The organism is Actinokineospora pegani (assembly GCF_009745975.1).
GTDB lineage: Bacteria > Actinomycetota > Actinomycetes > Mycobacteriales > Pseudonocardiaceae > Actinokineospora > Actinokineospora pegani.
Genome location: NZ_WHOL01000048.1, coordinates 24,444 through 48,569, shown reverse-complemented (window position 1 = coordinate 48,569; position 24,126 = coordinate 24,444). Strand labels below are relative to the sequence as shown.

The following is a 24,126-nucleotide window of genomic DNA, read 5'->3' as shown; positions in this document are numbered from 1 at the left end:
TCAGCCCCGCTTGCTCCAGCCCTCGGTGTTGACGCGGACGGCGAGCTCGTAGGTGCGGGCGCTGTCGAGGTCCGGGGGCAGGGTGCCGCCGAGCTCCAGCGACACCAGGCCGTGGACGATGCCCCAGCAGGCCATGGCCATGTCCTCGGGGCGGTCGGCCTTGAACAGGCCGGTGTCGATGCCGTTGGTGATCACCTCGAGCAGCGGGGCCAGGGCGGCCAGGGCCTCGGCGGTGGCCTCCGCGTCCGGTTCGAAACCGGGGATCACGCCGCCGAACATGACGCCGTAGAGGTGCGGGTCGGCCAGGGCGCTCTCCCGGTAGGCGGTGCCCAGGCGGTTGAGCGCGCCCATCGGGTCGCCGGTGACGTCGACGGCGCGCAGGCGGGTGCCCAGTCTGCGGAACGCCTCCACGTACAACTCGCGCACCAGCGCGGGTTTGCCGCCGAACAGCGAGTAGACGGCGGTCGTCGAGGTGTCGGCGTCGGCGGCGAGGCGGCGCAGGCTCAGCGCGGAGGCGCCCTCGCGGGACAACAGCTCTCCGGCGCGGTCGAGCAGGCGGACCCGGAGGGCGTCGTCATGGGTTTTCGGGCGGGGCACGGACGGCAGCGTACCCGGCCGGATGCCGAGCGCACGTCGCGTTGGTATCACGGTGGTACCGTGGTGGTCATGGCGATGACTCTGCGGTTGAACGACGAGGAGAACGCGCGACTGGACGCCCTCGCGGCGGCCGAGGGGCGTTCCAAGCAGGAAGTGCTGCGGCTGGCCCTGGCCGACCGGTGGGCGCGGCTGAACAAGGAGGAGCAACTCACCGAGGTCCTCGGCCGGGTGCTCCCGCGCTACCGCGGCCTGCTCGACCGGATGGGCCCGGCCTGAGCCCGTCTGTGATCATTCCCGGGTGACCGCCTACCTCGACGCGGGCGACCTGCTGGTGCTGGCCACCGCCGCCACCGGCGGCGACCTCGTCGTGCGCGACCTCGGCCTCCTGGACTCCGCCGCCCACCGCCCCCACGCCACCGTCCTCGGCGTCGAGGCCTACGACACCCTGTGGCTCAAGGCCGCCGCCCTCCTGGACTCCATCGTGCGCACCCGCCCCCTCGCCGAGGGCAACTGGCGGCTGGCGTGGATCGCCGCCGTGACCATGTGCGACATCAACGGGTGGTGGCTGGACGCGGACGACGATGACGCGTTGGAGATGGTTCGCGAGGTTGGGCGTGGGGCTGTTGAGGTGCCGAAGCTGGCGGAGCGGTTGGAGGCTTGGGCGCTGCCCAAGACGGAGTAGGACTGTCAGACCGCTCGGTTAACGTCGAGGCTGTGTCGGTTTCTGGGCTTCTTGCTGCGTTGCGGCAGGCATTGGACGGGTTGGCCGCTGCCCGGCGGGGTTTGCTCGTGGCCAACACTGAGCTGCTGGCTGCCGTGGGGCAGTACGGGCGGCTGGTTGGGGCGTCCGCGGATGTGGAGGTTCGGGGGGCTGTTGCGCGGGTGGTGGCGTCGCAGCAGGTGTTGCGGGAGGTGCGGGAGGTGCTGGCGCGGGTTGAGGGTGAGGTGCGGGCTTATGCGGCTCGGGTGGAGGGGGTGCCTGCGTCGGGGGCGGTGGATCGGCGGGCGGATGTGGTGAGTCGGTATGGGGACCGGTATCCGGCTGAGGCTTCGCCGTATGAGCAGGACTTGCCGCCTCGGGTGATCAAGGGAATTAAGAATGCGCCGATGACCGGGTATGCGGAGATTGGTGGGCGGAACTGTGGCAAGTTCACCGCCGCTCGCGGGGATTGGCTCGCGGAGGAGACGAAAGCTGTCCTGGTGGAGATTGGCATGTGCGATGAGGCCGATTACCTCGGGAATCACGTGGAGATGAAGGTGGTGACGATGATGCGCAAGACGGGATCGACATCCGGACAGGTGGTGATCAACCACGCGCCGTGCGGATCAGAGTTGTCTGACAGGCAGCGGTTCGCCTGCCATCGTGTGCTTCCGGAGTACCTTCCCGGAGGCAGTTCACTGACTGTGCTGGGAACTGATGCTCGGGGCTACGCATTCCGGTTCACCTACCGGGGAAGGGCGAAGCGATGACCAAGAACCAGCCGGTTGAGATGGATGCGTTCTCCGTGGTCGACGATGACTGCTCGACGGTGGTCGAGGATCTGCGGGCGAGGAACGATGGGACCTTCGTCAAGGGGTGGTTCATCAACACCGACGTCTACGCGGACCCGGACGGGCGCGGGATGCGCACGTTGAAGCTGGCGTTGTGTGGTGAGGATGGGTACCTGCAGTGGCTCGGACGGGACGACTCCGACTTGGTGCCCGAAGGCGGGGGTGCTGACGATTGGGTGGAGGCGACGCAGTACAGCGGCCATCCCACGTTCTTGCCGCCGGGGTCGAAGGTGTCGGCGGAGGTGGCGTTGGCGGTTGTGGCGGAGTTCGTGGAGACGCGGGAGTTGCCCACTTGTGTTCGGTGGGTGGAGTTCGTTGAGCCGCCGTTCGTGCATGACGAGTCGAAGGAGGACCCGGGGGCTCGGGAGGCTCGGTTGTGGCTGATGGAGTTGGGGTTGTGGGACCGCTAGCGGGTGCGGGTGAGGAAGTCGGTCCAGGTGCTGGTGGGAAAGGTGAGGACCGGGCCGGTGGCGTTCTTGGAGTCGCGGGCGGCGGTGCGGTCGCCGATGATCGCGAGTTCGACGCAGTTGCCCTGGTCGTCGCTGTGGCTGCTCTTGCGCCAGCGTGTCTGGTTCATCGATCCATCTCCCGTGCCGCTGCCTCGATGTAGGTCAGTGAGTCCGTCTGGCTCAGGCAGTGCTCCCACAAATCAGCGAAGGCGAGTTCGTGGCGCTCGACCTCAGCAGGCTTGTCGAGGAACAGAGACCCGGTGTAGCCATCTGCGTAGACCGTGGTGGGCTCGCTGGGCTGACCCTTGCTCGTGGTCGGGAACTCTAGCAGGACGAAACTTCCAGACAGCACGCCCAGATTGAGGCCCGCGCGGAAGGGGACGACCCGGATCGTCACGTTCGCCCGGCTGCCCACGGTGATCAACTCGCGGAGTTGTTCGACCATCACCTCCGGACCGCCAATGGGGCGTTTGAGGATGGTCTCGCTCAGCACGATCTGGAGGTCCACCGGCCTGGTGCTGCGGGTGTAGAGCGCCTTGCGGGCCATCCGGATCTGGACGCGCCGGTTGATCTCCTCGGGGGCGGCGCCGCGCTTGCCGCCACCCATGATCGCCCGAGCGTAGCGCTCGGTTTGCAGGAGTCCTGGAACCAGGTCGGACTCGTACGAGCGCACTCGTGCCGCAGCTTCCTCCAGGCCCAAGTAGATCGAGAAGCCCTCCGGCAGGACGTCGTTGTCGGCCATCCACCAGCCCTTGGCCTTGGTCTCCTTGGCGAGGGCCTTCAACATCTCCGTCTGGTCCACCGGTGCGTCGTAGAGCCTGCACATGGCCTCCACGTCCAGACTGCGCAGGGAGGTCTGGCCGGTCTCGATGCGCCACATCTTGGCCTCGGACCACTCCAGCTCCACGGCGGCGACTTTGAGCGTCAGCCGGGCCCGGTTGCGGAGGTCCCGCAGGTACCGGCCGAGTTGGCGGCGGGGGACGGTCGAGCCGGTCGTTCCTTCGAGCACCCGGGGGCCTTTCACTCCGTGGGGGCCTCGTCACCCCGGGTGCAAGGTTCCTGGTGTTCGGCTCGCAAGGCAAATCCTGTTTCTTGAAAATCATGGCGAAACACCCGTGTGCAAGGTTGCAGGGCCTGCGAGCTGGTGTTGGGCTTGCTGTGATCGACCGAATCCTTTCGGTCACTGAGACAGTGGGGAGGGCCCGGGGATGCTGGGTTCGGACATGACCATCGGCGGCTGGGCGCACATCGACGACGGGTGCCCGATCGAGGTCAGCGCGGGTGACGACGGCGTCGAGGTGGCGTTCGGGATGCGGCCGGGGCGGTTCGAGATGGTGTTCTCCGTCGAGGCGCTGGCGCGGTTCGCCGAGCAGGCGGGGGTGGTGTTGGCGCGGGCGCGCGGGGTTTCGGGTTGACCTGGAGTGCACTCCAGCTCCTACGGTCGACACCGTGACCTACGCGATCGCCGAGGCGGCCCACCGCAGTGGGCTGTCGATCGACACTCTCAGGTACTACGAGCGGATTGAGCTGATCGACCCGCCTGCCCGCGACTCCGGGGGCAGGCGGGCCTACACCGACGAGGACCTGGCTTGGCTGGGCTTCCTCACCCGGCTGCGCACCACCGGCATGCCGATCAAGCTCATGCGCGAGTACGCCAGGCTGCGCCACCAGGGCGCGGCCACGGCGGCCCCGCGCAAGCGCATCCTCGAGCGGCACCGCGCCGACGTCCAGGCCAGGCTGGCCGACTTGCGGTCCTGCCTGGACGTGCTGGACTACAAGATCGACAACTACGAGCGCATGTGCTCGGACGTGCCAGGAATCCAGGAGGCGACCGCATGAGCGTTCCCACCCGCCGCCTCGGCGGCCTGACGGTCAGCGCGCAGGGCCTGGGCTGCATGGGCATGAGCCACGGCTACGGCACCGGTCACGACGAGGCCGAGTCCGTCGCCACCATCCACGCCGCGCTCGACGCGGGCGTGACGCTGCTCGACACCGCCGACGTCTACGGCGGCGGCGCCAACGAGGAGCTGGTGGGCCGGGCTGTCCGGGGCCGGCGCGACGGGGTGGTGCTGGCCACGAAGTTCGGCATCGTGTCCGCCGACGTGGTCAACGGCTTCGTCGTGCGCGGCGACCGCGACTACGTTCGCGCCTCGTGCGAGGCGTCGCTGCGCAGGCTCGGCGTCGACCACATCGACCTCTACTACCAGCACCGGGTCGACCCCGGCGTGCCGATCGAGGACACGATCGGGGCGATGGCCGAGCTGGTCGCCGAGGGCAAGGTCCGGCACATCGGCATGTCCGAGGCCGGGGCCGCCACCATCGCCCGCGCCGCCGCCGTGCACCCGATCGCCGCGCTGCAGAGCGAGTGGTCGCTGTGGACGCGCGACATCGAGGACGAGGTGCTGCCCACCTGCCGCGCCCACGGCATCGGCGTCGTGCCGTTCTCCCCGCTGGGCCGCGGCTTCCTCACCGGCCGGATCGCCAAGCCCGAGTACGCCGACGGCGACATGCGCGCGGGCATGGAGCGGTTCACCGGCGAGAACTTCGACCGCAACCTGTCCATCGTCCAGGCCGTGCAGACCCTGGCCGCGGCGCGCGGCGTCACCGCCGGGCAGTTGGCGCTGGCGTGGGTGCAGTCGCGCGGCGAGGACGTGGTGCCGATCCCGGGCACGAAGCGCCGCACCTACCTCGCGGAGAACGTCGCCGCCGCCACGCTCGACCTCTCCGCGGACGACCTGGCCGCCATCGAGGCCGCCGCCCCCGCCGACGGCTTCTCCGGCGCGCGCTACAACGCCGCCATGCAGCGCGCCGTCGGCCTCTGACCACCAGGAAGGACCTGTTGCAGTGAACGCACTCCCCACCCGGCACCTCGGCGCCCTGGCCACCAGCGCCCAGGGCCTGGGTTGCATGGGCATGAGCGAGTTCTACGGAAAGGGCGACGAGGCGGAGTCCACCGCCACCATCCACGCCGCCCTCGACGCCGGGGTCACCCTGCTCGACACCGCCGACATGTACGGCCCGCACACCAACGAGGTCCTGGTCGGCAAGGCCATCCGCGACCGCCGCGACCAGGTCGTGCTGGCCACCAAGTTCGGCGTCGTCCGCGACCCCGACGACCCCACCCAGCGCGGCATCCGCGGCGACGCCGAGTACGTCCGCACCTCCTGCGAGGCGTCGCTGCGCAGGCTCGGCGTCGACCACATCGACCTCTACTACCAGCACCGCGTCGACCCCGAAGTGCCGATCGAGGACACCGTCGGTGCGATGGCCGAGCTGGTCGCCGCGGGCAAGGTCCGCCACCTCGGCCTCTCGGAGGCGGGCCCGGACACCATCCGCCGCGCCGCCGCCGTGCACCCGATCGCCGCCCTGCAGACCGAGTGGTCCCTGTGGTCGCGCGACCTCGAGACCGACATCGTCCCCACCTGCCGCTCCCTCGGCATCGGCGTCGTCGCCTACTCCCCCCTCGGCCGCGGTTTCCTGACCGGCCGTTTCACTACCCCGGACGACTTCGCCGATGGTGATTTCCGCGGCGCGCAGCCCCGCTTCAACGGCGACAACCTGCGCCGCAACCAGGCGATCGTGACGGCTTTGCGGGAGCTGGCCTCGGCGCGCGGGGTCACGCCGGGGCAGTTGGCGCTGGCCTGGGTGCAGTCGCGTGGCGAGGACGTGGTGCCGATCCCGGGCACGAAGCGCCGCACCTACCTGGCGGAGAACATCGCCGCGGCCACGCTGGAGCTGTCGGCTGAGGAGTTGGCCGAGATCGAGGCGGCGGTGCCGGAGGCCGCGGGGACGCGGTACCCGGAGGCGGCCATGAAGCAGCTCGGCATCTAGTTGTTCGCTGCACCCGCCTTGGACCAGGGCGGGTGCAGCGGGTCAGGGCAGCTCAGGTTCGACCAGGTTGGCCCACTTCTCAACCCAGGACCACATCTGCTCGGCGGGCACACGGCCGCCGCCTCCGATGAACTCCACGTCGACCCGGGACGACGGCGTCACTTCGAGGGAGACGGCGTAGACGCTCCCTGCGGCACCGGTAGATCTCACCGCTCGCCTGCCGCCGATGGTCGTTTCGGTCTTTCCTTCGCTGGAGTCGACCTTGTCCACGCTCAGCTTCGGGTAGACGACCGCGCCGAACAGGAAATGTCCGTCGAGCCCGGACGGCTTGGCTTCCCACTCGCACCCTTTGCCGGAGGGCAACTCGTCTGCCGTTCCAGAGTTGGAGATGCCCAGTTCGGCACGCGCTGTCGGGGTCATCAGGCCACAGGGGTCAAGCGCGGCAAGATCATTGCTGTCGTCGGTCTCCGAGGTGGTGGGTGCCGACCTGCTGCTTGTCCCACCGGTGGTGACCCCCGGTTCGGCCGTGGGCGTCCCTGGCGTCGTGGTGGAGCACCCAGCCAAGGCGATCGCCGCCGCCACGGCCGCGATTGCCCGCCGCCCCTGACCCATCGTCACGTCAACCTGCCTGCGATGACCGCGTCGGTGTCCTGGTACTGCGCCATGGCGGTGATGATTGCCTCCCGCGCTACCGTCAGGCTCTCGTTGAGCGCCGTGAGCTGGGTGAGAAACCCCTGGGCGTCGGTGGCCACGTCCACCATGAAGGGCTTGACCACCAAGGCGGCGTGGCTGGACCCCAGCGGGGGCTCCTGCTCAAGACGCCTCAGTTTAAGCAGATTCGAGTCGAGCCAGCTCTGCAGTTTGTCGATGGCGCTGATGAGCGCTTGTCCTCCGGACTCGTTGACAGCGAATTGCCCTGCGGCAGCGGCACTTGCGAAGCTTGCCATCGATGCGCCGATCGCCCCCAGTGGGGCACCGTCGCCCTCGTCAATGTACATCGCGCACTCCCCAGAACGGATGTGTACAGGCAGTGACGACAGCGCAGGCCAAAGCGACATGTACCGGGTTGTGAAACAGCAGCGGCTGGTGTCCTGGGGATCAGGTGATGGGCTCGAGCAGGTAGGGGCGGGCTTCCGGGGCGGCGGAGCGGGTGGCGTCGGCGGCTTCGTCGGCGGGGAGGGATTGGGAGTCGCGTTCGGCTTGGACTCGGGCCTGGTAGACCTCGACCTCGTGGTCGATGGTCTTGGCGTCCCAGTCGAGGACGGGGGCCATGAGTTCGGCGACCTGCCTGGCGCAGTCCTGGCCGCGGTGGGGGTACTCGATGGAGATGCGGGTGCGGCGGGCCAGGACGTCCTCGAGGTGCAGGGCGCCCTCGTGGGTGACGGCGTAGACGATCTCGGCTTTGAGGTAGTCGGGGGCGGCGTCGACGGGCTTGAGCAGGTCTGGGTCGTCGACGTCGAGGACCTCGTGGATCAGGGAGCCGTAGCGGTCGAGCAGGTGGCGGATGCGGTACGGGTGCACGCCGTGCCGGGTGGCCAGCAGGTCGGTCTGGTTGACCAGGGCGTGGTAGCCGTCGGCGCCCACGAGGGGGACCTGGGCGGTGGTCGAGGGGCGGGTGCGGCCGGGCAGGTCGACCGCGGCGGCGTCCACGGCGTCGGCGGCCATGACCCGGTAGGTCGTGTACTTGCCGCCCGCGATGGCGACGAGGCCGGGGGCGACCCGGGCGACGGCGTGCTCGCGCGAGAGCTTGGAGCTCTCCTCGCTCTCGCCCGCCAGCAGCGGCCGCAGCCCGGCGTAGACGCCCTCGATGTCGTCGTGGGTCAGCGGGGTCGCCAGGACCGTGTTGACCTGGTCGAGGATGTAGTCGATGTCCTTGCGGGTCGCCGCCGGGTGCGCCAGGTCCAGGTTCCAGTCGGTGTCGGTGGTGCCCACGATCCAGTGGTTGCGCCAGGGGATGACGAACAGCACCGACTTCTCCGTGCGCAGGATCAGCCCGGTGTCCTCGGCCACGATGCGGTCGCGGGGGACGACGATGTGCACGCCCTTGCTCGCCCGGACGCGGAAGCGGCCGCGCGAGCCGGACGCCTTCTGCAGCTCGTCGGTCCACACGCCGGTGCAGTTGATGACGACCTCGGCGCGCACGTCGGCCAGCTCGCCGGTCTCCACGTCGCGCACCCGCACCCCGGACACCCGGTCCGCCTCGTGCAGGAAGTCCACGACCTGGGTCGACGTGCGCACGACCGCGCCGTAGTGCGCGGCGGTGCGCGCCACGGTCATGGTGTGCCGGGCGTCGTCGGCCTGCGCGTCGTAGTAGCGGATGCCGCCGATGAGCGCGTCGCGGCGCAGGGCGGGCATCAGGCGCAGCGCCCCCGACCTGGTCAGGTGCCGCTGGCCGGGCACCGAGCGGGCGCCGCCCATCGAGTCGTAGAGGAATATCCCGGCCGCGGTGTAGGGGCGCTCCCACACCCGGTTGCGCAGCGGGTAGAGGAAGCTCACCGGCTTCACCAGGTGCGGGGCGAGGCGGGTCAGCATCAGCTCCCGCTCCCGCAAGGCCTCCCTGACCAGCCCGAACTCGAGCTGCTCCAGGTAGCGCAAGCCGCCGTGGAACAGCTTGCTCGATCGGCTGGAAGTCCCCGAGGCCAGGTCGCGCGCCTCGACGACGGCCACCCTCAGACCCCGGGTGGCGGCGTCGAGCGCGGCTCCCGCGCCCACGACACCACCGCCGATGACCACGACGTCGAAGGTCTCCGACCCCAGCCGCCGCCAGGCCGCGTCCCGCGCGTGCGGGCCGAGCGTGCCGTCGGTCGGGTCCGGTGTGGATCGGCTGGTCGGGTTGCTCGCCATGGGACCAACGCTACCGGCGACACGCGCACCCCGCGCGAATCAGCGGGCGTCCGGTCGATGGACAGCGTCACATGTCAGCGGTAGCGTCCGGAACCACTCTGGGGCAGGCAGCGCGACCTCCCGACCGGGTAGCGCACGTGGGCCGCCCGCGTCGAGGGGAGACCGGTCCGTGGGCTTCTGGGAGATCGTCCTCTGGGAATTGATGGGGACGGCCGCGCTGACGCTGCTGGGCTGCGGCGTCGTCGCCAACACGGTGCTGCGCAAGTCGCTCGGGTTCCAGGGCGGCTGGCTGCTGGTCAACATGGGCTGGGGCATCGCGGTCTTCGTCGGCGCCAGCATCGCCGCGCCCACCGGGGCGCACCTCAACCCGGCCGTCACGATCGGCCTGTTCACCGCGGGCGACCTGGACTTCGCCAAGGTCCCGGCCTACCTGCTCGGCGAGTTGGTCGGCGCGTTCATCGGCGCCGTGCTGTGCTGGGCGACGTACAAGCTGCAGTTCGACGAGCACGACCAGCCGGAGGGCACCCTGGGCATCTTCGCCACCGGCCCCACCGTGCGGAACCTGCCGTGGAACGTGCTGACCGAGGTCATCGGCACCTTCGTGCTGGTGCTGTGGATCCTGCTCAGCCCCGGCGCCAAGTCCGGCGAGGGCGTGCCCGACTTCGGCAACGCCGCGCTGGGCTACGCCGCGGTGATGTTCGTCGTCATCGGCATCGGCAACTCGCTCGGCGGGCCCACCGGCTACGCCATCAACCCCGCCCGCGACCTGGGCCCGCGCCTGGCCTACGCGATCCTGCCGATCAAGGGCAAGGGTGGCGCGGACTGGGGGTACTCGTGGGTGCCCGTCGTCGGCCCCCTGGTCGGCGCCGTGCTGGCCGGCTTGCTCGCGCAGATCCTCCCCTCCTGAAAGGCTGACCAGAGAAGATGACCAAGTACGTCGCGGCGATCGACCAGGGCACCACCTCGACCCGCTGCATGATCTTCAGTCACGCGGGCCAGGTGGTCGCGGTCGACCAGCGCGAGCACGAGCAGATCTTCCCCAGGGCGGGCTGGGTGGAGCACAACCCGGCCGAGGTGTGGGAGAACGCCCGCGCCGTCGCGGCGGGCGCGCTGGCCAAGGGCGACCTGACCTCGGCCGACATCGTCGCCGTCGGCATCACCAACCAGCGCGAGACCGCGGTGGTGTGGGACAAGAAGACCGGCGAGGCCGTCTACAACGCCATCGTCTGGCAGGACACCCGCACCGACCGGATCGCCACCGAGCTGGGCAACCTCGGCGGCGGCCAGGAGCGCTACCGGGCCAAGACCGGCCTGCCGCTGGCCACCTACTTCTCCGGCCCGAAGGTCAAGTGGATCCTGGACAACGTCGAGGGCGCGCGGGCCAGGGCCGAGGCGGGCGACCTGCTGTTCGGCAACATGGACACCTGGCTGCTGTGGAACATGACCGGCGGGGTCGACGGCGGCGTGCACGTCACCGACCCGACCAACGCCTCCCGCACCCTGCTCATGGACCTGTCCACCCTGACCTGGGACGCGGACATCGCGGGCGAGATGGGCATCCCGCTGTCGATGCTGCCGGAGATCCGCTCGTCCTCGGAGGAGTACGGCAAGGTCCGCGAGCGCGGCGCGCTGGCGGGCGTGCCCATCGCGGGCATCCTCGGCGACCAGCAGGCGGCCACCTTCGGCCAGGCCTGCCTGTCCCCCGGCGAGGCCAAGAACACCTACGGCACCGGCAACTTCGTGCTGCTCAACACCGGCACCGAGCAGGTCATGAGCGAGAACGGCCTGCTCACCACGGTCTGCTACAAGATCGGCGACAACGCCCCGGTCTACGCCCTCGAGGGCTCCATCGCCGTGACCGGCTCCCTGGTCCAGTGGATCAGGGACAACCTCGGCATGATCAGCTCAGCGGCCGAGATCGAGTCCGACGCCCGCTCCGTCGAGGACAACGGCGGCTGCTACTTCGTCCCCGCCTTCTCCGGGCTGTTCGCCCCCTACTGGCGCTCCGACGCCCGCGGCGCGATCGTCGGCCTCACCCGGTTCGTCAACAAGGGCCACCTGGCCCGCGCGGTCCTGGAGGCCACGGCCTTCCAGTCGCGCGAGGTCATCGAGGCCATGAACGCCGACTCCGGCGTCCCCCTCAAGTCCCTCAAGGTCGACGGCGGCATGGTCGTCAACGAACTGCTGATGCAGTTCCAGGCCGACATCCTCGGCGTCCCGGTGATCCGCCCGGTGGTCGCGGAGACCACGGCGCTGGGCGCGGCGTACGCGGCCGGGCTGGCGGTCGGGTTCTGGGAGGGCGAGGACGACATCCGGCGCAACTGGGCGCAGGACAAGGAGTGGACCCCCTCGATGGACGAGGACGCCCGCGAGAAGTCCTACCGCAGGTGGAAGAAGGCCGTCACCCGCACCTTCGACTGGGTCGAGGACGACGACTGACCCGCCCCCACACCGGCAGCGGGCGGGCCGGGAGGCGGGGCGAAACCCTGGTGCCGCAGCGGCTGTGGCCGGTCAGAACATACCGCTGAAGAGCCCCAGGAACAGCAGGGTGAAGACGACGCCCACCGTGCCTGCCCCGATCGCCGCACCTGCGAGGCCGATGCCGTCAGCGCGTCCGGCGAGGGCCTTGGACATGGCCGCCACGGGGTGGATGGGGCTGCTGCGGGTTCACCTGGTCACTGCCTGTTCGTCTCCGGTGGGGTCGTCGTGCCGGGGCGCTGGATCAGCCGAACCAACGCTGCCAAGCCCTGAGCACGAGGAAGGTCCAGAGCGCTGGCGTGCCCACCGTGGCGATGATTCCGCAGACGACACCGCCCCTGGCTGTGGCGAGCGCCTTGGCGGACAGCACCCAGCCGGTGATGCCGGGACCAGACCCGGTCCAGGGGTGGGGGCCAACAGGATGCCGACCACGGACGTCACGAGACCGTCGACGGCCAAACCGTTCTGGCGCAACGGGAACCCGTACCCCGGCCCGGGTGCGAAGCCCTGCGCGGGCGGGAGACCCTAGCCGCGGGCAGGCTGGTGGCCGTGCGGCTGCGGCGGACCTACCGCGCGACTAGCCGTGGCCGTTGAGACACAGTGCGGAACGTCAGCCGAGGGACTTTCCCCACAGGGGCAGGCCTCGAACCGACCGCGCCGGGTCGCGGCCCTGGTGCGGAGTGGTCTCAGCGGAGGCTGAGGGCCACCAGGGTCCTGGCCCTGGGGACCTGGCCGATGCCCCCGCAGCGGCGGCAGAAGTCGCGGCGGTTGGGGGCGAGGCCGGAACCGAGGCAGTCGGGGCACTCGTTGTGAGCGGGCATGGCTGTCCTCCGTGGGTCCTGTGGCGCAACAGGAGCCACCATGAGTACCTGTTCTGTCCCTGAATAACCAGACTAGCTGATCTCTTTCACCCATTGTTGCTAAAAATAGCAACAATCAGCGACGACGCGTCGACCAGGGGTTATCGCTTAGCTGAAGAACACGACGATGGACTGGCCCGTCTCGGCCCTAGCGCGAACGCGGGGTCGAGGCGGACGTAGCAAGGCGATGACCCCCGCGGTCCCGCTCTCAGTCCAGGTCGTCGTGGCGCATGAGCCTGCGGCCCGCCTCGGTGATGGAGCCCGACAGCGACGGGTAGACCGAGAAGGTCAGCGCCAGGTCGTCGACCGTGAGCTGGTTCTGCACGGCCAGCGCGATCGGCAGGATCAGCTCGCTGGCGCGGGGGGCGACGATCACGCCGCCGATGACCACGCCGGTGGCCGGGCGGCAGAACAGCTTGACGAAGCCGCGGCGCAGGCCCTCCATCTTGGCGCGGGCGTTGGTGGCCAGCGGCAGCATGATGGTGCGCGCGGGGACCTCGCCGGAGTCGATGGCCTGCTGGTTGATGCCGACCGTGGCGATCTCCGGGTGGGTGAACACGTTCGCGGCGACCGTCTTGAGCTTGATCGGGGCCACGCCCTCGCCCAGCGCGTGCCACATCGCGATCCGGCCCTGCATGGCCGCCACGGACGCCAGCATCAGCACGCCGGTCACATCGCCCGCCGCGTAGACGCCCGAGACGCCGGTGCGGGAGACGCGGTCGACCGACAGGAAGCCGCCCGCGCCGGGGGTGATGCCGAGCTTGTCCAGGCCGAGGTCCTTGGTGTTGGGCACCGAGCCGACCGTCATCAGCGCGTGGCTGGCGCGGACGGTCTCCCCGCCCTTGAGGTGCACGGTGACGCCGGTGGAGTCGCGGTCGATCTTCTCCGCGCGGGCGTGCTTGACCAGCGTGGTGCCGCGCTCGGAGAACACGCTCTCCAGCACCGCGGCGGCGTCGGCGTCCTCGTGCGGCAGCACGCGGTCGCGGCTGGAGATCACGGTGACCTTCACGCCCATCTCGATGAACGACGACGCGAACTCCGCCCCGGTCACCCCGGAGCCGACCACCACCAGGTGCTCGGGCAGCTCGTCGAGGTCGTAGATCTGGCGCCAGTCCAGCACCCGCTCGCCGTCGGGCTCGGCGCCGGGGATGACCCGCGGCGTCGCGCCGGTCGCGATCAGCACCACGTCGGCGTCGACGACCTCCTCGCCGTCGCGGCCGCTGATGGCGACCCGGTGGCTGGCCATGCCGGTGCGCGGGTCGTCGAAGCGGGCGGTGCCGTGCACGACCCGCACGCCCTCGCGCTGCACCCGGTTGCGCACGTCCGCCGACTGGGCCAGCGCGAGCCCCTTGACCCGCCCCCGCACGATCGGCAGGTGCACGGTCGAGTCGACGTCGTCGACCCCGATGCCCAGCTCGTCGGCGCCGCGGAATGCCAGCCGCGCGCTCGCCGAGGCGATGAAGGTCTTCGAGGGCACGCAGTCGTAGAGCACGCAGGCCCCACCGAGCCCGTCGCGCTCCACCACGGTCACGTCGGCCCCGTGCTGGGCCGCGACGAGCGCGGCCTCGTAGCCCGCGGGTCCCCCGCCCATGATCACGATTCGGGTCACTAGGCCCTCCTGTACCACCTGCGGTCCCGCGGTAGCGGGAAAACCGCCCTTGACGTCCGGGAACACCCTATGCGGCTGCCGCCCGCCACCCGCCGCCCGGTCCATCCGGGAGGTGATCCCCCGCGCGGCTGCCTGGCGCGACGCCCAACCATGGCTAGGCTGTCGGCGTGCCGCTCTACGCCGCCTACGGGTCGAACATGGACCCGGGCCAGATGATGGAACGCGCCCCTCACTCGCCACTGGCGGGGACCGGGTGGTTGGTCGGCTGGCGGCTCACGTTCGGCGGTGAGGACCTCGGCTGGGAAGGCGCGCTGGCCAGCATCGTCGAGGACCCGGACTCCCAGGTGTTCGTCGTCCTCTACGACGTCACCGACGAGGACGAGAAGGACCTCGACCGCTGGGAGGGCTCCGAACTGGGGATGCTCACCAAGATCCGGCTGCGCGTGCAGACGCTGGAGGGCTCGGTCGTGGCCTGGTTCTACGTGCTGGTCGCCTACGAGGGCGGGCTGCCCTCGGCCCGGTACCTGGGGGTGGTCGCCGACGCGGCGGAGGCCGCGGGCGCGCCCGCGGACTACGTCAACGACCTGCGCACCCGGCCCTGCGGGGGAATCGGCCCAGCCACCGCCTGAGCGCAACCCGTGGCGCGCGTCACACGTCTCCCCAGTATGAGACCCATGACCCGCCTGGCCGCGATCGCGGCCCTCCTGATCCCGTTCGCCGCCGCCCCCGCGGCCGCCGCAGCGCCCGCGCAGGCGTGCGCGGTCACCTGGGGGTCGCAGCCCAAGAACGCCGCGTCCACCGCCAGCGGCCACGTCGCAGGCGTCCGCGGCGCGCCCGGCTCCTGCTACGACCGCCTGGTCGTCGACCTCGGTTCCGCGAGCGGCGACGGCTACCGCGTCGAGTACGTGCCCGCGCTGACCGAGGACGCCACCGGCGACCCCGTGCCCCTGCGCGGCGGCGCCGTCCTCCGCGTGATCGCCGAATCCCCGGCCTATGACGACGCGGGCAACCCCACCTTCATCCCGGGCGATCGCGCCGAGCTGGTGGACGTGACCGGCTGGCAGACCCTTCGCCAGGTCTCCTGGGCCGGTTCCTTCGAGGGCCAGACGACCATCGGCGTCGGCACCCGGGCCCGCCTGCCCTTCCGCGCCTTCACCCTGACCGCCCCGCCCCGCCTCGTGGTGGACGTCGCCCACCAGTGGTGATCAGGTGGTCAGCGCGGTCATCGCGGTGGCGGCCATGACCCGGATGCCGGTCAGCAGGGCCCGCTCGTCGGCCTGGAAGGTCGGCCGGTGCAGGTCTCGCATCGGGCCTTGTCCCGGCCAGACGCCCAGGCGCATGAAGGAGCCGGGGACGTTCTCGAGGTACCAGCCGAAGTCCTCGCCGCCGCTGGACTGCTTGGTCTCGGTCAGGGCCTCGGCGCCCAGGGCGGCGACGACCGCCGTGTTGAGCAGGTCGGTGCTCTCCGGGTCGTTGAGGACCGGGGGGACGCCGCGGCGGTGGTGCAGGTCGTAGCCCACGCCGGTGGGCAGCAGCAGGGACTTGACCAGGTCGGCGACCAGGGGTTCCAGCTCGGCCCAGACGGCGTGGTCGCCGGTGCGCAGGGTGCCGCGCAGCAGGCCGTCCTGGGGGACGGCGTTGGGGGCCTCGCCCGCGTGGACCGCGCCCCACACCAGCACCGTGCCCGACCGGGGGTCGACGCGGCGGGAGAGCAGGGCGGGCAGGCCGGTGATGACCGTGCCGAGGGCGTGCACCAGGTCGGCGGTCAGGTGCGGGCGGGAGGTGTGGCCGCCGGGGGAGGTCAGGCGCAGCTCCAGCAGGTCGGCGGCCGAGGTGATGGCGCCGACCCGGGTGCCGACCTTGCCGACCTCCAGCCGGGGGTCGCAGTGCAGGCCGAAGATCCGGTCGACGCCGCGCAGACCGCCCGCCTCGATGACCTCCAGGGCGCCGCCGGGCATGACCTCCTCGGCGTGCTGGAAGATCAGCCGGACCCGGCCGGGCAGCGGCGGGCCCGAGGCCAGGGCCAGGCCGGTGGCCAGCAGGATCGCCGTGTGCGCGTCGTGGCCGCAGGCGTGGCAGGCGCCGCTGCCCGCCGCGGCGTGCGGCAGGTCGGTGGCCTCGGTCATCGGCAGCGCGTCCATGTCGGCGCGCAGCGCCACGCAGCGCTCGCCGGAGCCGATGTCGCAGATCAGGCCGGTGCCGCCGGGCAGCACGCTGGGTTGCAGGCCGAAGGACTTGAGCAGGCCGGTGAGCAGCTCGGTGGTGGCGAACTCCTGCCGCGACAGCTCCGGGTTGGCGTGCAGGTGCCGGTACCAGGCGAGCACGTCCACGGCGTTGGCCTTGATCCAGTGGTCCAGCCACGCCGGGCCGCGGCCCGCTCCGAGATCCTCCACGGGTGGCATCCTGACGCCAGCGGGGGAGATCAGCACACCGGGCCCGGCAGCGGCGTGCAGTGCGTCACGGCCGGAGTCGGGGTCGCCTGGGCGGTCGGGGCGCGAGTCGAGCACGGTCACGCGACCCCTCCGGTGGCGTCCTGGCTGGTCAGGGCCTTGGGCATGGGATTTCTCCCGGCTGCGGTGTCCATCGCCCCGAATCCTGCCGCATCCCCGCCCGCGGTAAACCGGCTCACCGGCGGTGAGCGGCCCGGCGGTCACCCGCTGCGTTAAGCGGGCGCCCGCGTTCGGCCAGGCCGAAACGAATGATCAAGACGACCGGTGCGAGCCCTGAGCCGAACTGCTCAGCCGCCCTTCTTCTTCGCTCGTGCCCGATTGCCGTAGATGACGACGCCGAGCAGGACGAGCGCGATCGCGCCGATGACCAGGTTGTTGCGCGACCTCGCCGCGTCCGCCTCGTCCGGGTTGTCGATCGTCGGCCCGGCCGGGGCCGTCGTGGCGGGCGGGGCGGGCTGCGCCGCGGCGGCGGAAGCCGCGAGCGGCGTGCCGACCAGCAACGCGCCGAGCAGCACGAGCGCAGCGAGGGATGACCGGATCGCGCGGACCGGCATTGGCCTGCCCTCCAGGGGTCGGGAGCGGAAAGGTCAACACCCAGGTTAGTCGGAGCGGTCACGCTCCGCGAAGGCCGAAAGGATCTTCTGCGCGGCCAGCGCCGCCGTCAGCTCCCCGCCGCGGACCCGCCGTTCGAGCTCCGGGGCGATCCTGCGCACGTCCGGGTGGTCGCGCAGCCGCGCCAGCAGCGAGTCGTGGACCATCGACCAGGTCCACTCGACCTGCTGGGTGCGCCGCTTCTCCGCCAGCTCGCCGGACCCGTCGAGGGTCTTGTGGTGCTGCTCGACCTGCTCCCAGAGCGTGTCGAGGCCCATGTTCTCCTGCCCGGAGCAGGTCAGCACCGGCGGCTGCCAGGAGGCGTCCGGGTCGCGCATCAGCCGCAGCGCCCCGGCCAGCTCCCTGGCGGCCTTCTGCGCCTCGCGGGCGTGGTCGCCGTCGGCCTTGTTGACCGCGATGACGTCGGCCAGCTCCAGCACGCCCTTCTTGATCCCCTGGAGCTGGTCGCCGGTGCGGGCCAGGGTGAGGAACAGGAAGCAGTCGACCATGTTCGCGACCGCGGTCTCGGACTGGCCGACGCCGACGGTCTCCACCAGCACGGTGTCGAACCCGGCCGCCTCCATCAGCACGATGGTCTCCCTGGTCGCCTGCGCGACGCCGCCGAGGGTCCCCGACGTGGGGGAGGGGCGGATGTAGGCCGACGGGTCGACCGCGAGCCGCTGCATCCGGGTCTTGTCGCCCAGGATGCTGCCGCGGGTGCGGGTCGAGGACGGGTCGACGGCCAGCACCGCGACCCGGCGCCCCGCCCCGGTCAGGTTGGTGCCCAGCGCGTCGATGAAGGTCGACTTGCCGACCCCGGGCACGCCGGTGATGCCGACCCGGTGCGCGCCGCCCGCGTGCGGGAGCAGTTCGACGAGCATCTCCTGGGCGGCGGCCCGGTGGTCGGCGCGCCGCGACTCGACCAGGGTGATGGCCCGCGACAGCAGGCCGCGGTCCCCGGCCAGGACGCCCTTGACCAGGGCTGGGACATCGAGTGCCTTACCCAAGCTCGTACCCGTGCTGGGCGGCCAGCTTCTTGAGCAGCTCGGCCGCGGCGTCGGCGATGACCGTCCCCGGCGGGAAGATGGCCGCCGCGCCCGCCGCCCGCAGCTCGTCGAAGTCCTGCGGCGGGATGACGCCGCCGACCACGATCATGATGTCCTCGCGGCCGAGCGAGGCCAGCTCCTCGCGCAGCGCGGGCACCAGCGTCAGGTGCCCGGCGGCCAGCGAGTTCACCCCGACGATGTGCACGTCGGCCTCGACGGCCTGGCGCGCGACCTCGCCCGGGGTGGAGAACAGCGGGCCCACGTCGACGTCGAAGCCGAGGTCGGCGAAGGCGGTGGCGATCACCTTCTGGCCGCGGTCGTGCCCGTCCTGGCCCATCTTGGCGACCAGGATGCGCGGGCGGCGGCCGTCCTCCTCGGCGAAGGCGTCCACGACCGCGCGCGCGGAGTCCACGTTGGACACGCCTGCTCCCACCTCGTCCCGGTAGACGCCGGAGATCGTGCGGATCTGCGCGGCGTGGCGGCCCCAGACCTTGTCCAGCGCGTCGGAGATCTCCCCGACGGTCGCCTTGGCCCTGGCCGCGTCGATCGCCAGCTCCAACAGGTTGCCGCCCGCGTCGGCGGCGCGGGTCAGCGCGTCCAGCCGCGACTGGACCTCGTGGCCGTCGCGCTCCTCGCGCAGCCTGCGCAGCTTCTCGAGCTGCTGGGCGCGCACGCCCGCGTTGTCGATCTTGAGGACGTCGAGCTGCTCCTCGTCGCTGACCCGGTACTTGTTGACCCCGATCACCGGCTGGCGACCGGAGTCGATGCGGGCCTGGGTGCGGGCCGCGGCCTCCTCGATGCGCAGCTTGGGGATGCCCGCGTCGATCGCCTGCGCCATGCCGCCCGCGGCCTCGACCTCGCTGATGTGCCCCCACGCCTTGCGGGCGAGGTCGTAGGTCAGCTTCTCCACGAAGGAGCTGCCGCCCCACGGGTCGATCACGCGCGTGGTGCCCGACTCCTGCTGCAGCAGCAACTGGGTGTTGCGGGCGATGCGGGCGGAGAAGTCGGTGGGCAGCGCCAGGGCCTCGTCGAGGGCGTTGGTGTGCAGCGACTGGGTGTGCCCCTGGGTCGCGGCCATCGCCTCGACGCAGGTGCGGATGACGTTGTTGTAGACGTCCTGGGCGGTCAGCGACCAGCCCGAGGTCTGGCAGTGCGTGCGCAGGCTCAGCGACTTGGTCGACTTCGGCTCGAACTGCTTGACCAGCTTGGCCCACAGCAGCCGGGCCGCGCGCATCTTCGCGACCTCCATGAAGAAGTTCATGCCGATCGCCCAGAAGAAGCTCAGCCGCGGCGCGAACCTGTCCACGTCCAGCCCGGCCCCGCGACCGGCCCGGATGTACTCCACGCCGTCGGCGAGGGTGTAGGCCAGCTCCAGGTCGGCGGTCGCCCCGGCCTCCTGCATGTGGTAGCCGGAGATCGAGATGGAGTTGTACTTCGGCATGTTCTGCGAGGTGAACGCGAAGATGTCGGAGATGATCCGCATCGACGGCCGGGGCGGGTAGATGTAGGTGTTGCGGACCATGAACTCCTTGAGGATGTCGTTCTGGATGGTCCCCGCGAGCTTGTCCGGCGCCACCCCCTGCTCCTCGGCCGCGACGACGTAGAGCGCCAGCACCGGCAGCACCGCGCCGTTCATCGTCATCGACACCGACATCTTGTCCAGCGGGATGCCGTCGAAGAGCTGGCGCATGTCGTAGATGGAGTCGATCGCCACGCCCGCCATGCCCACGTCACCGGCCACGCGCGGGTGGTCGGAGTCGTAGCCGCGGTGGGTGGCCAGGTCGAACGCGACCGACAGGCCCTTCTGCCCGGCGGCGAGGTTGCGCCGGTAGAACGCGTTGGACTCCTCCGCGGTGGAGAAGCCCGCGTACTGGCGGATGGTCCACGGCTGGTTGACGTACATGGTCGGGTACGGCCCGCGCAGGTACGGGGTGATGCCGGGGAAGGTGCGCAGGAAGTCCAGGCCCTCGGTGTCCTCGGCGGTGTAGACCGGCTTGACGCCGATGCCCTCCGGGGTCTCCCAGCTCAGCGCGTCGGCGCCCTTGCCGGTGGACTCGTTGAGCGCCTTCTGCCAGTCCGAGGACGACGCGGTGGTCGGCTCGCCGAGCTCGATGTTCGAGAAATCGGGGATGCTCATGCGGTGACTCCCAGCGTCTCCAGCGTGCTGCGCAGGACCGACAGCGCGTCGCAGCCGGTGAACAGGAACTCGTCCACACCGGACCGCACGTGCTCGTCGCTCGGCTTGCCCGCCAGCAGCAGCCTGGCCGAGGTGGACTTGAGCGCCGCGGCGACCGGTTCGGCCAGCTCGGCGTAGGTCTTGTCGGAGCCGCACAGGCAGGCGACGGTGGCGCCGCTGTCGGCGAAGCGGGCGGCGGCGGTCTCCGCGTCGGAGATCACTCCGCCGTCGACGGTCTCGATCCCGCCCGCCTGGAGCAGGTTGGCGGCGAACCCGGCGCGCGCGTTGTGCGAGGCGACCGGGCCGAGCGTGGCGAGGAAGACCCTGGGGCGCGACCCGGTCTCGGCCAGGACCCGGTCGGAGCGGTCGCGCAGCTCCTCGAAGGCCTCGGCGTAGCGCACCACCGGCAGCCCGCCGCCGAGCTCGACCGCCTCGCGCTCGCGGACGACCGGCTGCTCGGCGAGGTTCGGGAACTCGCTGACCCCGGTGATGGCGTCGGCGCGGGTGGCGATGTTGGCGCTGCGCGCGGCCCAGGTGCCCGCGATCCGGTCGCCGACCAGGCCCGAGTCCAGCGCGGCCACGATCCCGCCGCCGCGCTCGATCTCGGTGAACCAGTCCCACGCGGCCTTGGCCAGCTCGTCGGAGAGCCGCTCGACGTACCAGGAGCCGCCCGCCGGGTCGATGACACCGGCCAGTTTGGACTCCTCGATCAGCACCGACTGGGTGTTGCGGGCGATGCGCCGGGCGAAGCCGTCCGGCAGGCCCAGCGCGTCGTCGAAGGGCAGCACCGTGACCGCGTCCGCGCCGCCGACGCCCGCGCCGAAGCAGGCGAGCGTGGTGCGCAGCATGTTCACCCACGGGTCGCGCTGGGTCATCATCGCCGGGCTGGTCACCGCGTGCTGGCGCTGCGCGGCCGCCTTGCCGGTGATGCCGCTGACCTGGGCCACGCGCGCCCACAGCCGCCGCGCCGCGCGCAGCTTGGCGATGGTGAGGAACTGGTCGGCGGTCGCGGCGAGGCGGAACTCCAGCCGGGCCGCGGCCGCGTCGGCGTCGAGGCCCGCCTCGGTCAGCGCGCGCAGGTAGGCCACCCCGGAGGCCAGCGCGGCGCCCAGCTCCTCCGCGTCGGACCCGCCCGCGTTGTGGAACGGCGTGCCGTCGACGGTGATCGCCCGCAGGCCGGGGTGCCTGCCGAGGCCGCCCACCAGCTCGACGGCCGCGCCGAGCAGCTCGGCGCCGGAGCCGGTGCGCGCGTGCAGGCCGATCGGGTCGGCGCCCAGGTTGCCCCTGACCTCGCTGGCCGGGACACCCTTGTCGTCGTGCACCCGCAGCAGCTCGTCGGCGGCCGCGCGGAACTCCGCGCCCGCCTCCAGGGTGACCGGCGCGAGGTCTGTGTAGACCTCGGCGAGGACGTCGCCGAGCGAGGGGATCGGCAGCCCGGAGCCGCCGACCACCAGCCACAGCGACGAGACGCCGTTCTCCAGGTCGGTCAGCGCGGCCTTGGCGGTCGCGACCGGGTCCGGGGCGGCGTGGCGCTGGCGCACGTCCCAGCCCGCGGCCACGTTCCCCTCGGGGCGACCGCCCCGGGTGAACGGGGGCAGGCCGGGGAAGCCCGCGTCCGGGTAGGTGTCGTCGGCGGTGTAGAGCGGGAGCACCGCCACGCCGTCGTAGGTGCGCGAGGCCAGCAGTTGCTCCACCTCGCCCTCGTGCCCTTCGGGCAGCGAGCCCGACTTGCGGAGCACGCCCGCGACCAGGTCCTGCCACTGCTCGCGCGCGGCGTCGGCGAACTCGCCCGCGAGGGTCAGCTCATCCGGCTCCACCTTCGGTGCCGAGGGGGGTGTCATGCCCGGCAATGCTACGGAAACCCAGGGTCAACACCAGATCGCCGCGCTGTGAAACTGGTCGCGGTTGACAAAGCCCAGGTGTGGTGCGGTTCGTGAGCGGGACTTTGTCACCCGCGCGCACTTAACACCCGCTCACCACCCCTGTGCGGGAGAATGCGGGGGTGTCCACAGACGGCGATGCGGAGCAGCGGCTGGTCGCCGGCCGCTACCGGCTGCGCGTCCTGCTCGGACAGGGCTCGATGGGCACGGTCTGGGCCGCCTACGACGAGTTCCTGCGCCGCAACGTCGCGGTGAAGCAGGTCCGGCTGCCCCCCGGCATCCCCGAGCGCGACGCCGACGAGCTGCGCGAGCGGACCCTGCGCGAGGCCCGCGCGATCGCTGTGGTGTCGCACCCGAACGTGGTCACCCTGCACGACGTGGCCCGGGAGGACGACGAGCCGTTCGTGGTCATGGAGCTGATGCCCTCGGTCAGCCTGGCCGAGCTGCTGCGCGACCACGGCGCGCTGAGCACCGCCCAGGCCGCCGTGGTCACCGACGCCGTCGCCGCCGCGCTGGGCGCCGCGCACGCCGCCGGGATCACCCACCGCGACGTCAAGCCGGGCAACGTCCTGGTCGGACCGGACGGCCGGGTCAAGCTGACCGACTTCGGCATCGCCCGCAACGTCTCCGAGCGCACCCTCACCCAGACCGGGATGATGCTCGGCTCGCCCGCCTACATCGCCCCCGAGATCGCCTCCGGCGGCGAGGTCACCCCCGCCGCCGACCTGTGGGGCCTGGGCGCGACGCTGTTCGCCGCCGTCGAGGGCCGCCCGCCGTACGACCCCGAGGGGCAGGTCGTGGCGACGCTGTCGGCCGTCGTCGACGGGGCGGTGCCGCGGCCGTCGACGACCGGGCCGCTGCGCGAGGTCATCACCGGGCTGATGGTCAAGGACCCGGCGGGCAGGCTCGCGCTGTCCTCGGTGCGCGAGCTGCTGCACCCCCTGTTGCCCGGGCCCGCCGTCAACCCCTTCGCCGAGCTGGCCATCGAGGTCTCCGACGTCGAGCGGCCCACCGTGCAGACCACGCCCGTCCCGCCGCCCGCCCTCGGCGAGCAGAGCGCGCCGCTGGCCGCCGCGCCGGGGCCGCTGCCGTTCGAGCCGCCGCGGGACCGGGGCCGGGGCGTGTCTGCCTCGGTGGCGCTCGGGGTGGTCGCGGTGCTGCTGTTCGTCGTCGCCGCCGCGGGCGGGTTCGCGCTGTCGCGGCTGGTCGGCGGGGCCCCGGTGCTGCCGCCCGAGCGCGTGGCCGCGACGGAGCCGCCGACGGTCCCGGTGCGCGAGCTGGTCCCCAAGCAGGCCGACGCCTCGCCGCTGAGCCACGTCACCGGGGCCGCGTTCACCCTGCCGGTGCCCGAGGACTGGGTGAAGTTCGTGGAGCAGCGCCAGGAGCTGCGGTTCCCGCCCAGCACGCGGGTGCACTGGGTGTCGCCGGACGGCACGGCCCAGGTCTCGGTCGAGCGGTTCCCCGGCTTCCACGCGCGCTTCGGGCTGCCGGACTACCTGGCGGCCCTGCCGCGCTCGCGGCCGAACTTCCAGCTCGTCGGCGACCCGCCCGCGGACCCGGCCGCCGCGGCCGCCGAGATCACCTTCCACACCGCGGAATCGGGCGCCGAGCAGCAGCCGGTCAACCGCTCGACCTTCGCCAACCTGCTGCGCGTCGACGAGGACCTGTGGGTGGTGGCGGTGACGGTGCCGATCGAGGAGGAGGACACGGGCAGGCGCACCCTGTTCGCCCGGATCGCCCCGGGCTTCGCGATCACCGGCTGAG

The 24,126-nt window shown here is 71.5% G+C and carries 27 protein-coding genes; 13 read left to right on the top strand and 14 right to left on the bottom strand.

Annotated features, from left to right (window positions below):
• Positions 1–597: a TetR/AcrR family transcriptional regulator gene (locus GCL84_RS04375; protein WP_156754036.1), complete on the bottom strand. Its 597-nt coding sequence runs from the start codon at positions 595–597 to the stop codon at positions 1–3.
• A 69-nt stretch (positions 598–666) separates the two neighbouring features.
• Between GCL84_RS04375 and GCL84_RS04370 the strand changes: the two genes are divergently transcribed.
• From GCL84_RS04370 to GCL84_RS04355, 4 genes are all read left to right on the top strand, one after another.
• Positions 667–873 carry a ribbon-helix-helix protein, CopG family gene (locus GCL84_RS04370; protein ID WP_156754035.1) on the top strand — a complete coding sequence of 69 codons (207 nt, stop codon included), beginning with the start codon at positions 667–669 and terminating at the stop codon, positions 871–873.
• A 22-nt stretch (positions 874–895) separates the two neighbouring features.
• The gene (locus GCL84_RS04365) at positions 896–1,279 is read left to right on the top strand and encodes a type II toxin-antitoxin system death-on-curing family toxin (RefSeq protein ID WP_156754034.1); all 384 of its coding nucleotides are present in this window, start codon (positions 896–898) and stop codon (positions 1,277–1,279) included.
• Positions 1,280–1,386: 107 nt separating this feature from the next.
• A complete protein-coding gene (locus GCL84_RS30555; protein ID WP_156754033.1) occupies positions 1,387–2,067 on the top strand; it encodes a DddA-like double-stranded DNA deaminase toxin in 681 nt (226 codons plus the stop codon).
• Positions 2,064–2,558 carry an Imm1 family immunity protein gene (locus GCL84_RS04355; protein ID WP_156754032.1) on the top strand — a complete coding sequence of 165 codons (495 nt, stop codon included), beginning with the start codon at positions 2,064–2,066 and terminating at the stop codon, positions 2,556–2,558. The genes GCL84_RS30555 and GCL84_RS04355 overlap by 4 nt, the downstream gene beginning before the upstream one ends.
• Here GCL84_RS04355 and GCL84_RS04350 read toward each other — a convergent pair.
• Both GCL84_RS04350 and GCL84_RS04345 read right to left on the bottom strand, forming a co-directional pair.
• Positions 2,555–2,725: a DUF397 domain-containing protein gene (locus tag GCL84_RS04350; protein ID WP_156754031.1), complete on the bottom strand. Its 171-nt coding sequence runs from the start codon at positions 2,723–2,725 to the stop codon at positions 2,555–2,557. The genes GCL84_RS04355 and GCL84_RS04350 overlap by 4 nt on opposite strands.
• A complete protein-coding gene (locus GCL84_RS04345) occupies positions 2,722–3,606 on the bottom strand; it encodes a helix-turn-helix domain-containing protein (RefSeq protein WP_197523013.1) in 885 nt (294 codons plus the stop codon). The genes GCL84_RS04350 and GCL84_RS04345 overlap by 4 nt, the downstream gene beginning before the upstream one ends.
• 199 nt (positions 3,607–3,805) lie before the next feature.
• Between GCL84_RS04345 and GCL84_RS04340 the strand changes: the two genes are divergently transcribed.
• The 4 genes from GCL84_RS04340 (at position 3,806) to GCL84_RS04325 (ending at position 6,428) form a co-directional block, all read left to right on the top strand.
• Positions 3,806–4,012 (top strand): hypothetical protein, encoded by a 207-nt coding sequence (locus GCL84_RS04340; protein WP_156754030.1) that lies wholly within the window; start codon positions 3,806–3,808, stop codon positions 4,010–4,012.
• A gap of 34 nt (positions 4,013–4,046) precedes the next feature.
• A complete protein-coding gene (locus GCL84_RS04335) occupies positions 4,047–4,436 on the top strand; it encodes a MerR family transcriptional regulator (protein WP_156754029.1) in 390 nt (129 codons plus the stop codon).
• Positions 4,433–5,419 (top strand): aldo/keto reductase, encoded by a 987-nt coding sequence (locus GCL84_RS04330; RefSeq protein WP_156754028.1) that lies wholly within the window; start codon positions 4,433–4,435, stop codon positions 5,417–5,419. Before GCL84_RS04335 ends, GCL84_RS04330 begins: the two co-directional genes overlap by 4 nt.
• An 85-nt stretch (positions 5,420–5,504) precedes the next feature.
• The gene (locus GCL84_RS04325) at positions 5,505–6,428 is read left to right on the top strand and encodes an aldo/keto reductase (protein WP_156754090.1); all 924 of its coding nucleotides are present in this window, start codon (positions 5,505–5,507) and stop codon (positions 6,426–6,428) included.
• Positions 6,429–6,470: 42 nt separating this feature from the next.
• On the opposite strand, the gene GCL84_RS04320 is transcribed toward GCL84_RS04325, so the two are convergent.
• The 3 genes from GCL84_RS04320 to GCL84_RS04310 form a co-directional block, all read right to left on the bottom strand.
• Positions 6,471–7,040 (bottom strand): DUF3558 domain-containing protein, encoded by a 570-nt coding sequence (locus GCL84_RS04320; protein ID WP_235925993.1) that lies wholly within the window; start codon positions 7,038–7,040, stop codon positions 6,471–6,473.
• Positions 7,041–7,042: 2 nt separating this feature from the next.
• Entirely contained in the window at positions 7,043–7,426 is a 384-nt protein-coding gene (locus GCL84_RS04315; RefSeq protein ID WP_156754026.1) for a hypothetical protein, read from the bottom strand.
• Between the two features lie 100 nt (positions 7,427–7,526).
• Complete coding sequence (locus GCL84_RS04310) at positions 7,527–9,272, bottom strand: glycerol-3-phosphate dehydrogenase/oxidase (protein WP_156754025.1); 1,746 nt, start codon at positions 9,270–9,272, stop codon at positions 7,527–7,529.
• A gap of 169 nt (positions 9,273–9,441) precedes the next feature.
• Between GCL84_RS04310 and GCL84_RS04305 the strand changes: the two genes are divergently transcribed.
• Entirely contained in the window at positions 9,442–10,179 is a 738-nt protein-coding gene (locus tag GCL84_RS04305) for an MIP/aquaporin family protein (RefSeq protein WP_268891323.1), read from the top strand.
• Positions 10,180–10,196: 17 nt separating this feature from the next.
• Entirely contained in the window at positions 10,197–11,711 is a 1,515-nt protein-coding gene (glpK, locus tag GCL84_RS04300; RefSeq protein ID WP_156754023.1) for a glycerol kinase GlpK, read from the top strand.
• 72 nt (positions 11,712–11,783) lie between these two features.
• On the opposite strand, the gene GCL84_RS30550 is transcribed toward glpK, so the two are convergent.
• The 3 genes from GCL84_RS30550 to GCL84_RS04295 all read right to left on the bottom strand — a co-directional run bounded on the left by GCL84_RS30550 (position 11,784) and on the right by GCL84_RS04295 (position 14,219).
• The gene (locus GCL84_RS30550; protein WP_268891322.1) at positions 11,784–11,906 is read right to left on the bottom strand and encodes a hypothetical protein; all 123 of its coding nucleotides are present in this window, start codon (positions 11,904–11,906) and stop codon (positions 11,784–11,786) included.
• A gap of 530 nt (positions 11,907–12,436) precedes the next feature.
• Complete coding sequence (locus GCL84_RS30545) at positions 12,437–12,571, bottom strand: hypothetical protein (RefSeq protein ID WP_268891321.1); 135 nt, start codon at positions 12,569–12,571, stop codon at positions 12,437–12,439.
• Between the two features lie 247 nt (positions 12,572–12,818).
• Positions 12,819–14,219 carry an NAD(P)H-quinone dehydrogenase gene (locus GCL84_RS04295; RefSeq protein ID WP_156754022.1) on the bottom strand — a complete coding sequence of 467 codons (1,401 nt, stop codon included), beginning with the start codon at positions 14,217–14,219 and terminating at the stop codon, positions 12,819–12,821.
• A gap of 167 nt (positions 14,220–14,386) precedes the next feature.
• On the opposite strand from GCL84_RS04295, the gene GCL84_RS04290 reads away from it, so the two are divergent.
• On the top strand, positions 14,387–14,848 hold the full coding sequence (locus tag GCL84_RS04290; protein WP_156754021.1) for a gamma-glutamylcyclotransferase family protein: 462 nt from the start codon (positions 14,387–14,389) through the stop codon (positions 14,846–14,848).
• 45 nt (positions 14,849–14,893) lie between these two features.
• Positions 14,894–15,424 carry an AMIN-like domain-containing (lipo)protein gene (locus tag GCL84_RS04285; RefSeq protein WP_156754020.1) on the top strand — a complete coding sequence of 177 codons (531 nt, stop codon included), beginning with the start codon at positions 14,894–14,896 and terminating at the stop codon, positions 15,422–15,424.
• Here the strand turns inward: GCL84_RS04285 and GCL84_RS04280 are convergent, their stop codons facing one another.
• From GCL84_RS04280 to GCL84_RS04260, 5 genes are all read right to left on the bottom strand, one after another.
• Positions 15,425–16,732, bottom strand: a complete 1,308-nt coding sequence (locus GCL84_RS04280) for an amidohydrolase (protein WP_156754019.1) — start codon at positions 16,730–16,732, stop codon at positions 15,425–15,427.
• Positions 16,733–16,956: 224 nt separating this feature from the next.
• Positions 16,957–17,223 carry a hypothetical protein gene (locus GCL84_RS04275; protein ID WP_156754018.1) on the bottom strand — a complete coding sequence of 89 codons (267 nt, stop codon included), beginning with the start codon at positions 17,221–17,223 and terminating at the stop codon, positions 16,957–16,959.
• A 45-nt stretch (positions 17,224–17,268) separates the two neighbouring features.
• Complete coding sequence (gene meaB / locus GCL84_RS04270) at positions 17,269–18,267, bottom strand: methylmalonyl Co-A mutase-associated GTPase MeaB (protein WP_156754017.1); 999 nt, start codon at positions 18,265–18,267, stop codon at positions 17,269–17,271.
• Positions 18,260–20,443, bottom strand: a complete 2,184-nt coding sequence (gene scpA, locus GCL84_RS04265) for a methylmalonyl-CoA mutase (protein WP_156754016.1) — start codon at positions 20,441–20,443, stop codon at positions 18,260–18,262. The genes meaB and scpA overlap by 8 nt, the downstream gene beginning before the upstream one ends.
• The gene (locus tag GCL84_RS04260; RefSeq protein WP_156754015.1) at positions 20,440–22,323 is read right to left on the bottom strand and encodes a methylmalonyl-CoA mutase family protein; all 1,884 of its coding nucleotides are present in this window, start codon (positions 22,321–22,323) and stop codon (positions 20,440–20,442) included. Before GCL84_RS04260 ends, scpA begins: the two co-directional genes overlap by 4 nt.
• 239 nt (positions 22,324–22,562) lie before the next feature.
• Between GCL84_RS04260 and GCL84_RS04255 the strand changes: the two genes are divergently transcribed.
• The gene (locus tag GCL84_RS04255; protein ID WP_156754089.1) at positions 22,563–24,125 is read left to right on the top strand and encodes a serine/threonine-protein kinase; all 1,563 of its coding nucleotides are present in this window, start codon (positions 22,563–22,565) and stop codon (positions 24,123–24,125) included.
• Position 24,126 lies beyond the last annotated feature (1 nt).

Bases quoted from the DNA above. Each gene is read 5' to 3' on its own strand.
- GCL84_RS04370 (WP_156754035.1), top strand. From the start codon at position 667: ATGGCGATGACTCTGCGGTTGAACGACGAGGAGAACGCGCGACTGGAC.
- GCL84_RS04355 (WP_156754032.1), top strand. From the start codon at position 2,064: ATGACCAAGAACCAGCCGGTTGAGATGGATGCGTTCTCCGTGGTCGAC.
- GCL84_RS04350 (WP_156754031.1), bottom strand. From the start codon at position 2,725: ATGAACCAGACACGCTGGCGCAAGAGCAGCCACAGCGACGACCAGGGC.
- GCL84_RS04340 (WP_156754030.1), top strand. From the start codon at position 3,806: ATGCTGGGTTCGGACATGACCATCGGCGGCTGGGCGCACATCGACGAC.
- GCL84_RS04330 (WP_156754028.1), top strand. From the start codon at position 4,433: ATGAGCGTTCCCACCCGCCGCCTCGGCGGCCTGACGGTCAGCGCGCAG.
- GCL84_RS04325 (WP_156754090.1), top strand. From the start codon at position 5,505: ATGGGCATGAGCGAGTTCTACGGAAAGGGCGACGAGGCGGAGTCCACC.
- GCL84_RS04320 (WP_235925993.1), bottom strand. From the start codon at position 7,040: ATGGGTCAGGGGCGGCGGGCAATCGCGGCCGTGGCGGCGGCGATCGCC.
- GCL84_RS04315 (WP_156754026.1), bottom strand. From the start codon at position 7,426: ATGTACATTGACGAGGGCGACGGTGCCCCACTGGGGGCGATCGGCGCA.
- GCL84_RS04310 (WP_156754025.1), bottom strand. From the start codon at position 9,272: ATGGCGAGCAACCCGACCAGCCGATCCACACCGGACCCGACCGACGGC.
- glpK (WP_156754023.1), top strand. From the start codon at position 10,197: ATGACCAAGTACGTCGCGGCGATCGACCAGGGCACCACCTCGACCCGC.
- GCL84_RS30550 (WP_268891322.1), bottom strand. From the start codon at position 11,906: ATGTCCAAGGCCCTCGCCGGACGCGCTGACGGCATCGGCCTCGCAGGT.
- GCL84_RS30545 (WP_268891321.1), bottom strand. From the start codon at position 12,571: ATGCCCGCTCACAACGAGTGCCCCGACTGCCTCGGTTCCGGCCTCGCC.
- GCL84_RS04285 (WP_156754020.1), top strand. From the start codon at position 14,894: ATGACCCGCCTGGCCGCGATCGCGGCCCTCCTGATCCCGTTCGCCGCC.
- GCL84_RS04275 (WP_156754018.1), bottom strand. From the start codon at position 17,223: ATGCCGGTCCGCGCGATCCGGTCATCCCTCGCTGCGCTCGTGCTGCTC.
- scpA (WP_156754016.1), bottom strand. From the start codon at position 20,443: ATGAGCATCCCCGATTTCTCGAACATCGAGCTCGGCGAGCCGACCACC.
- GCL84_RS04260 (WP_156754015.1), bottom strand. From the start codon at position 22,323: ATGACACCCCCCTCGGCACCGAAGGTGGAGCCGGATGAGCTGACCCTC.
- GCL84_RS04255 (WP_156754089.1), top strand. From the start codon at position 22,563: ATGGGCACGGTCTGGGCCGCCTACGACGAGTTCCTGCGCCGCAACGTC.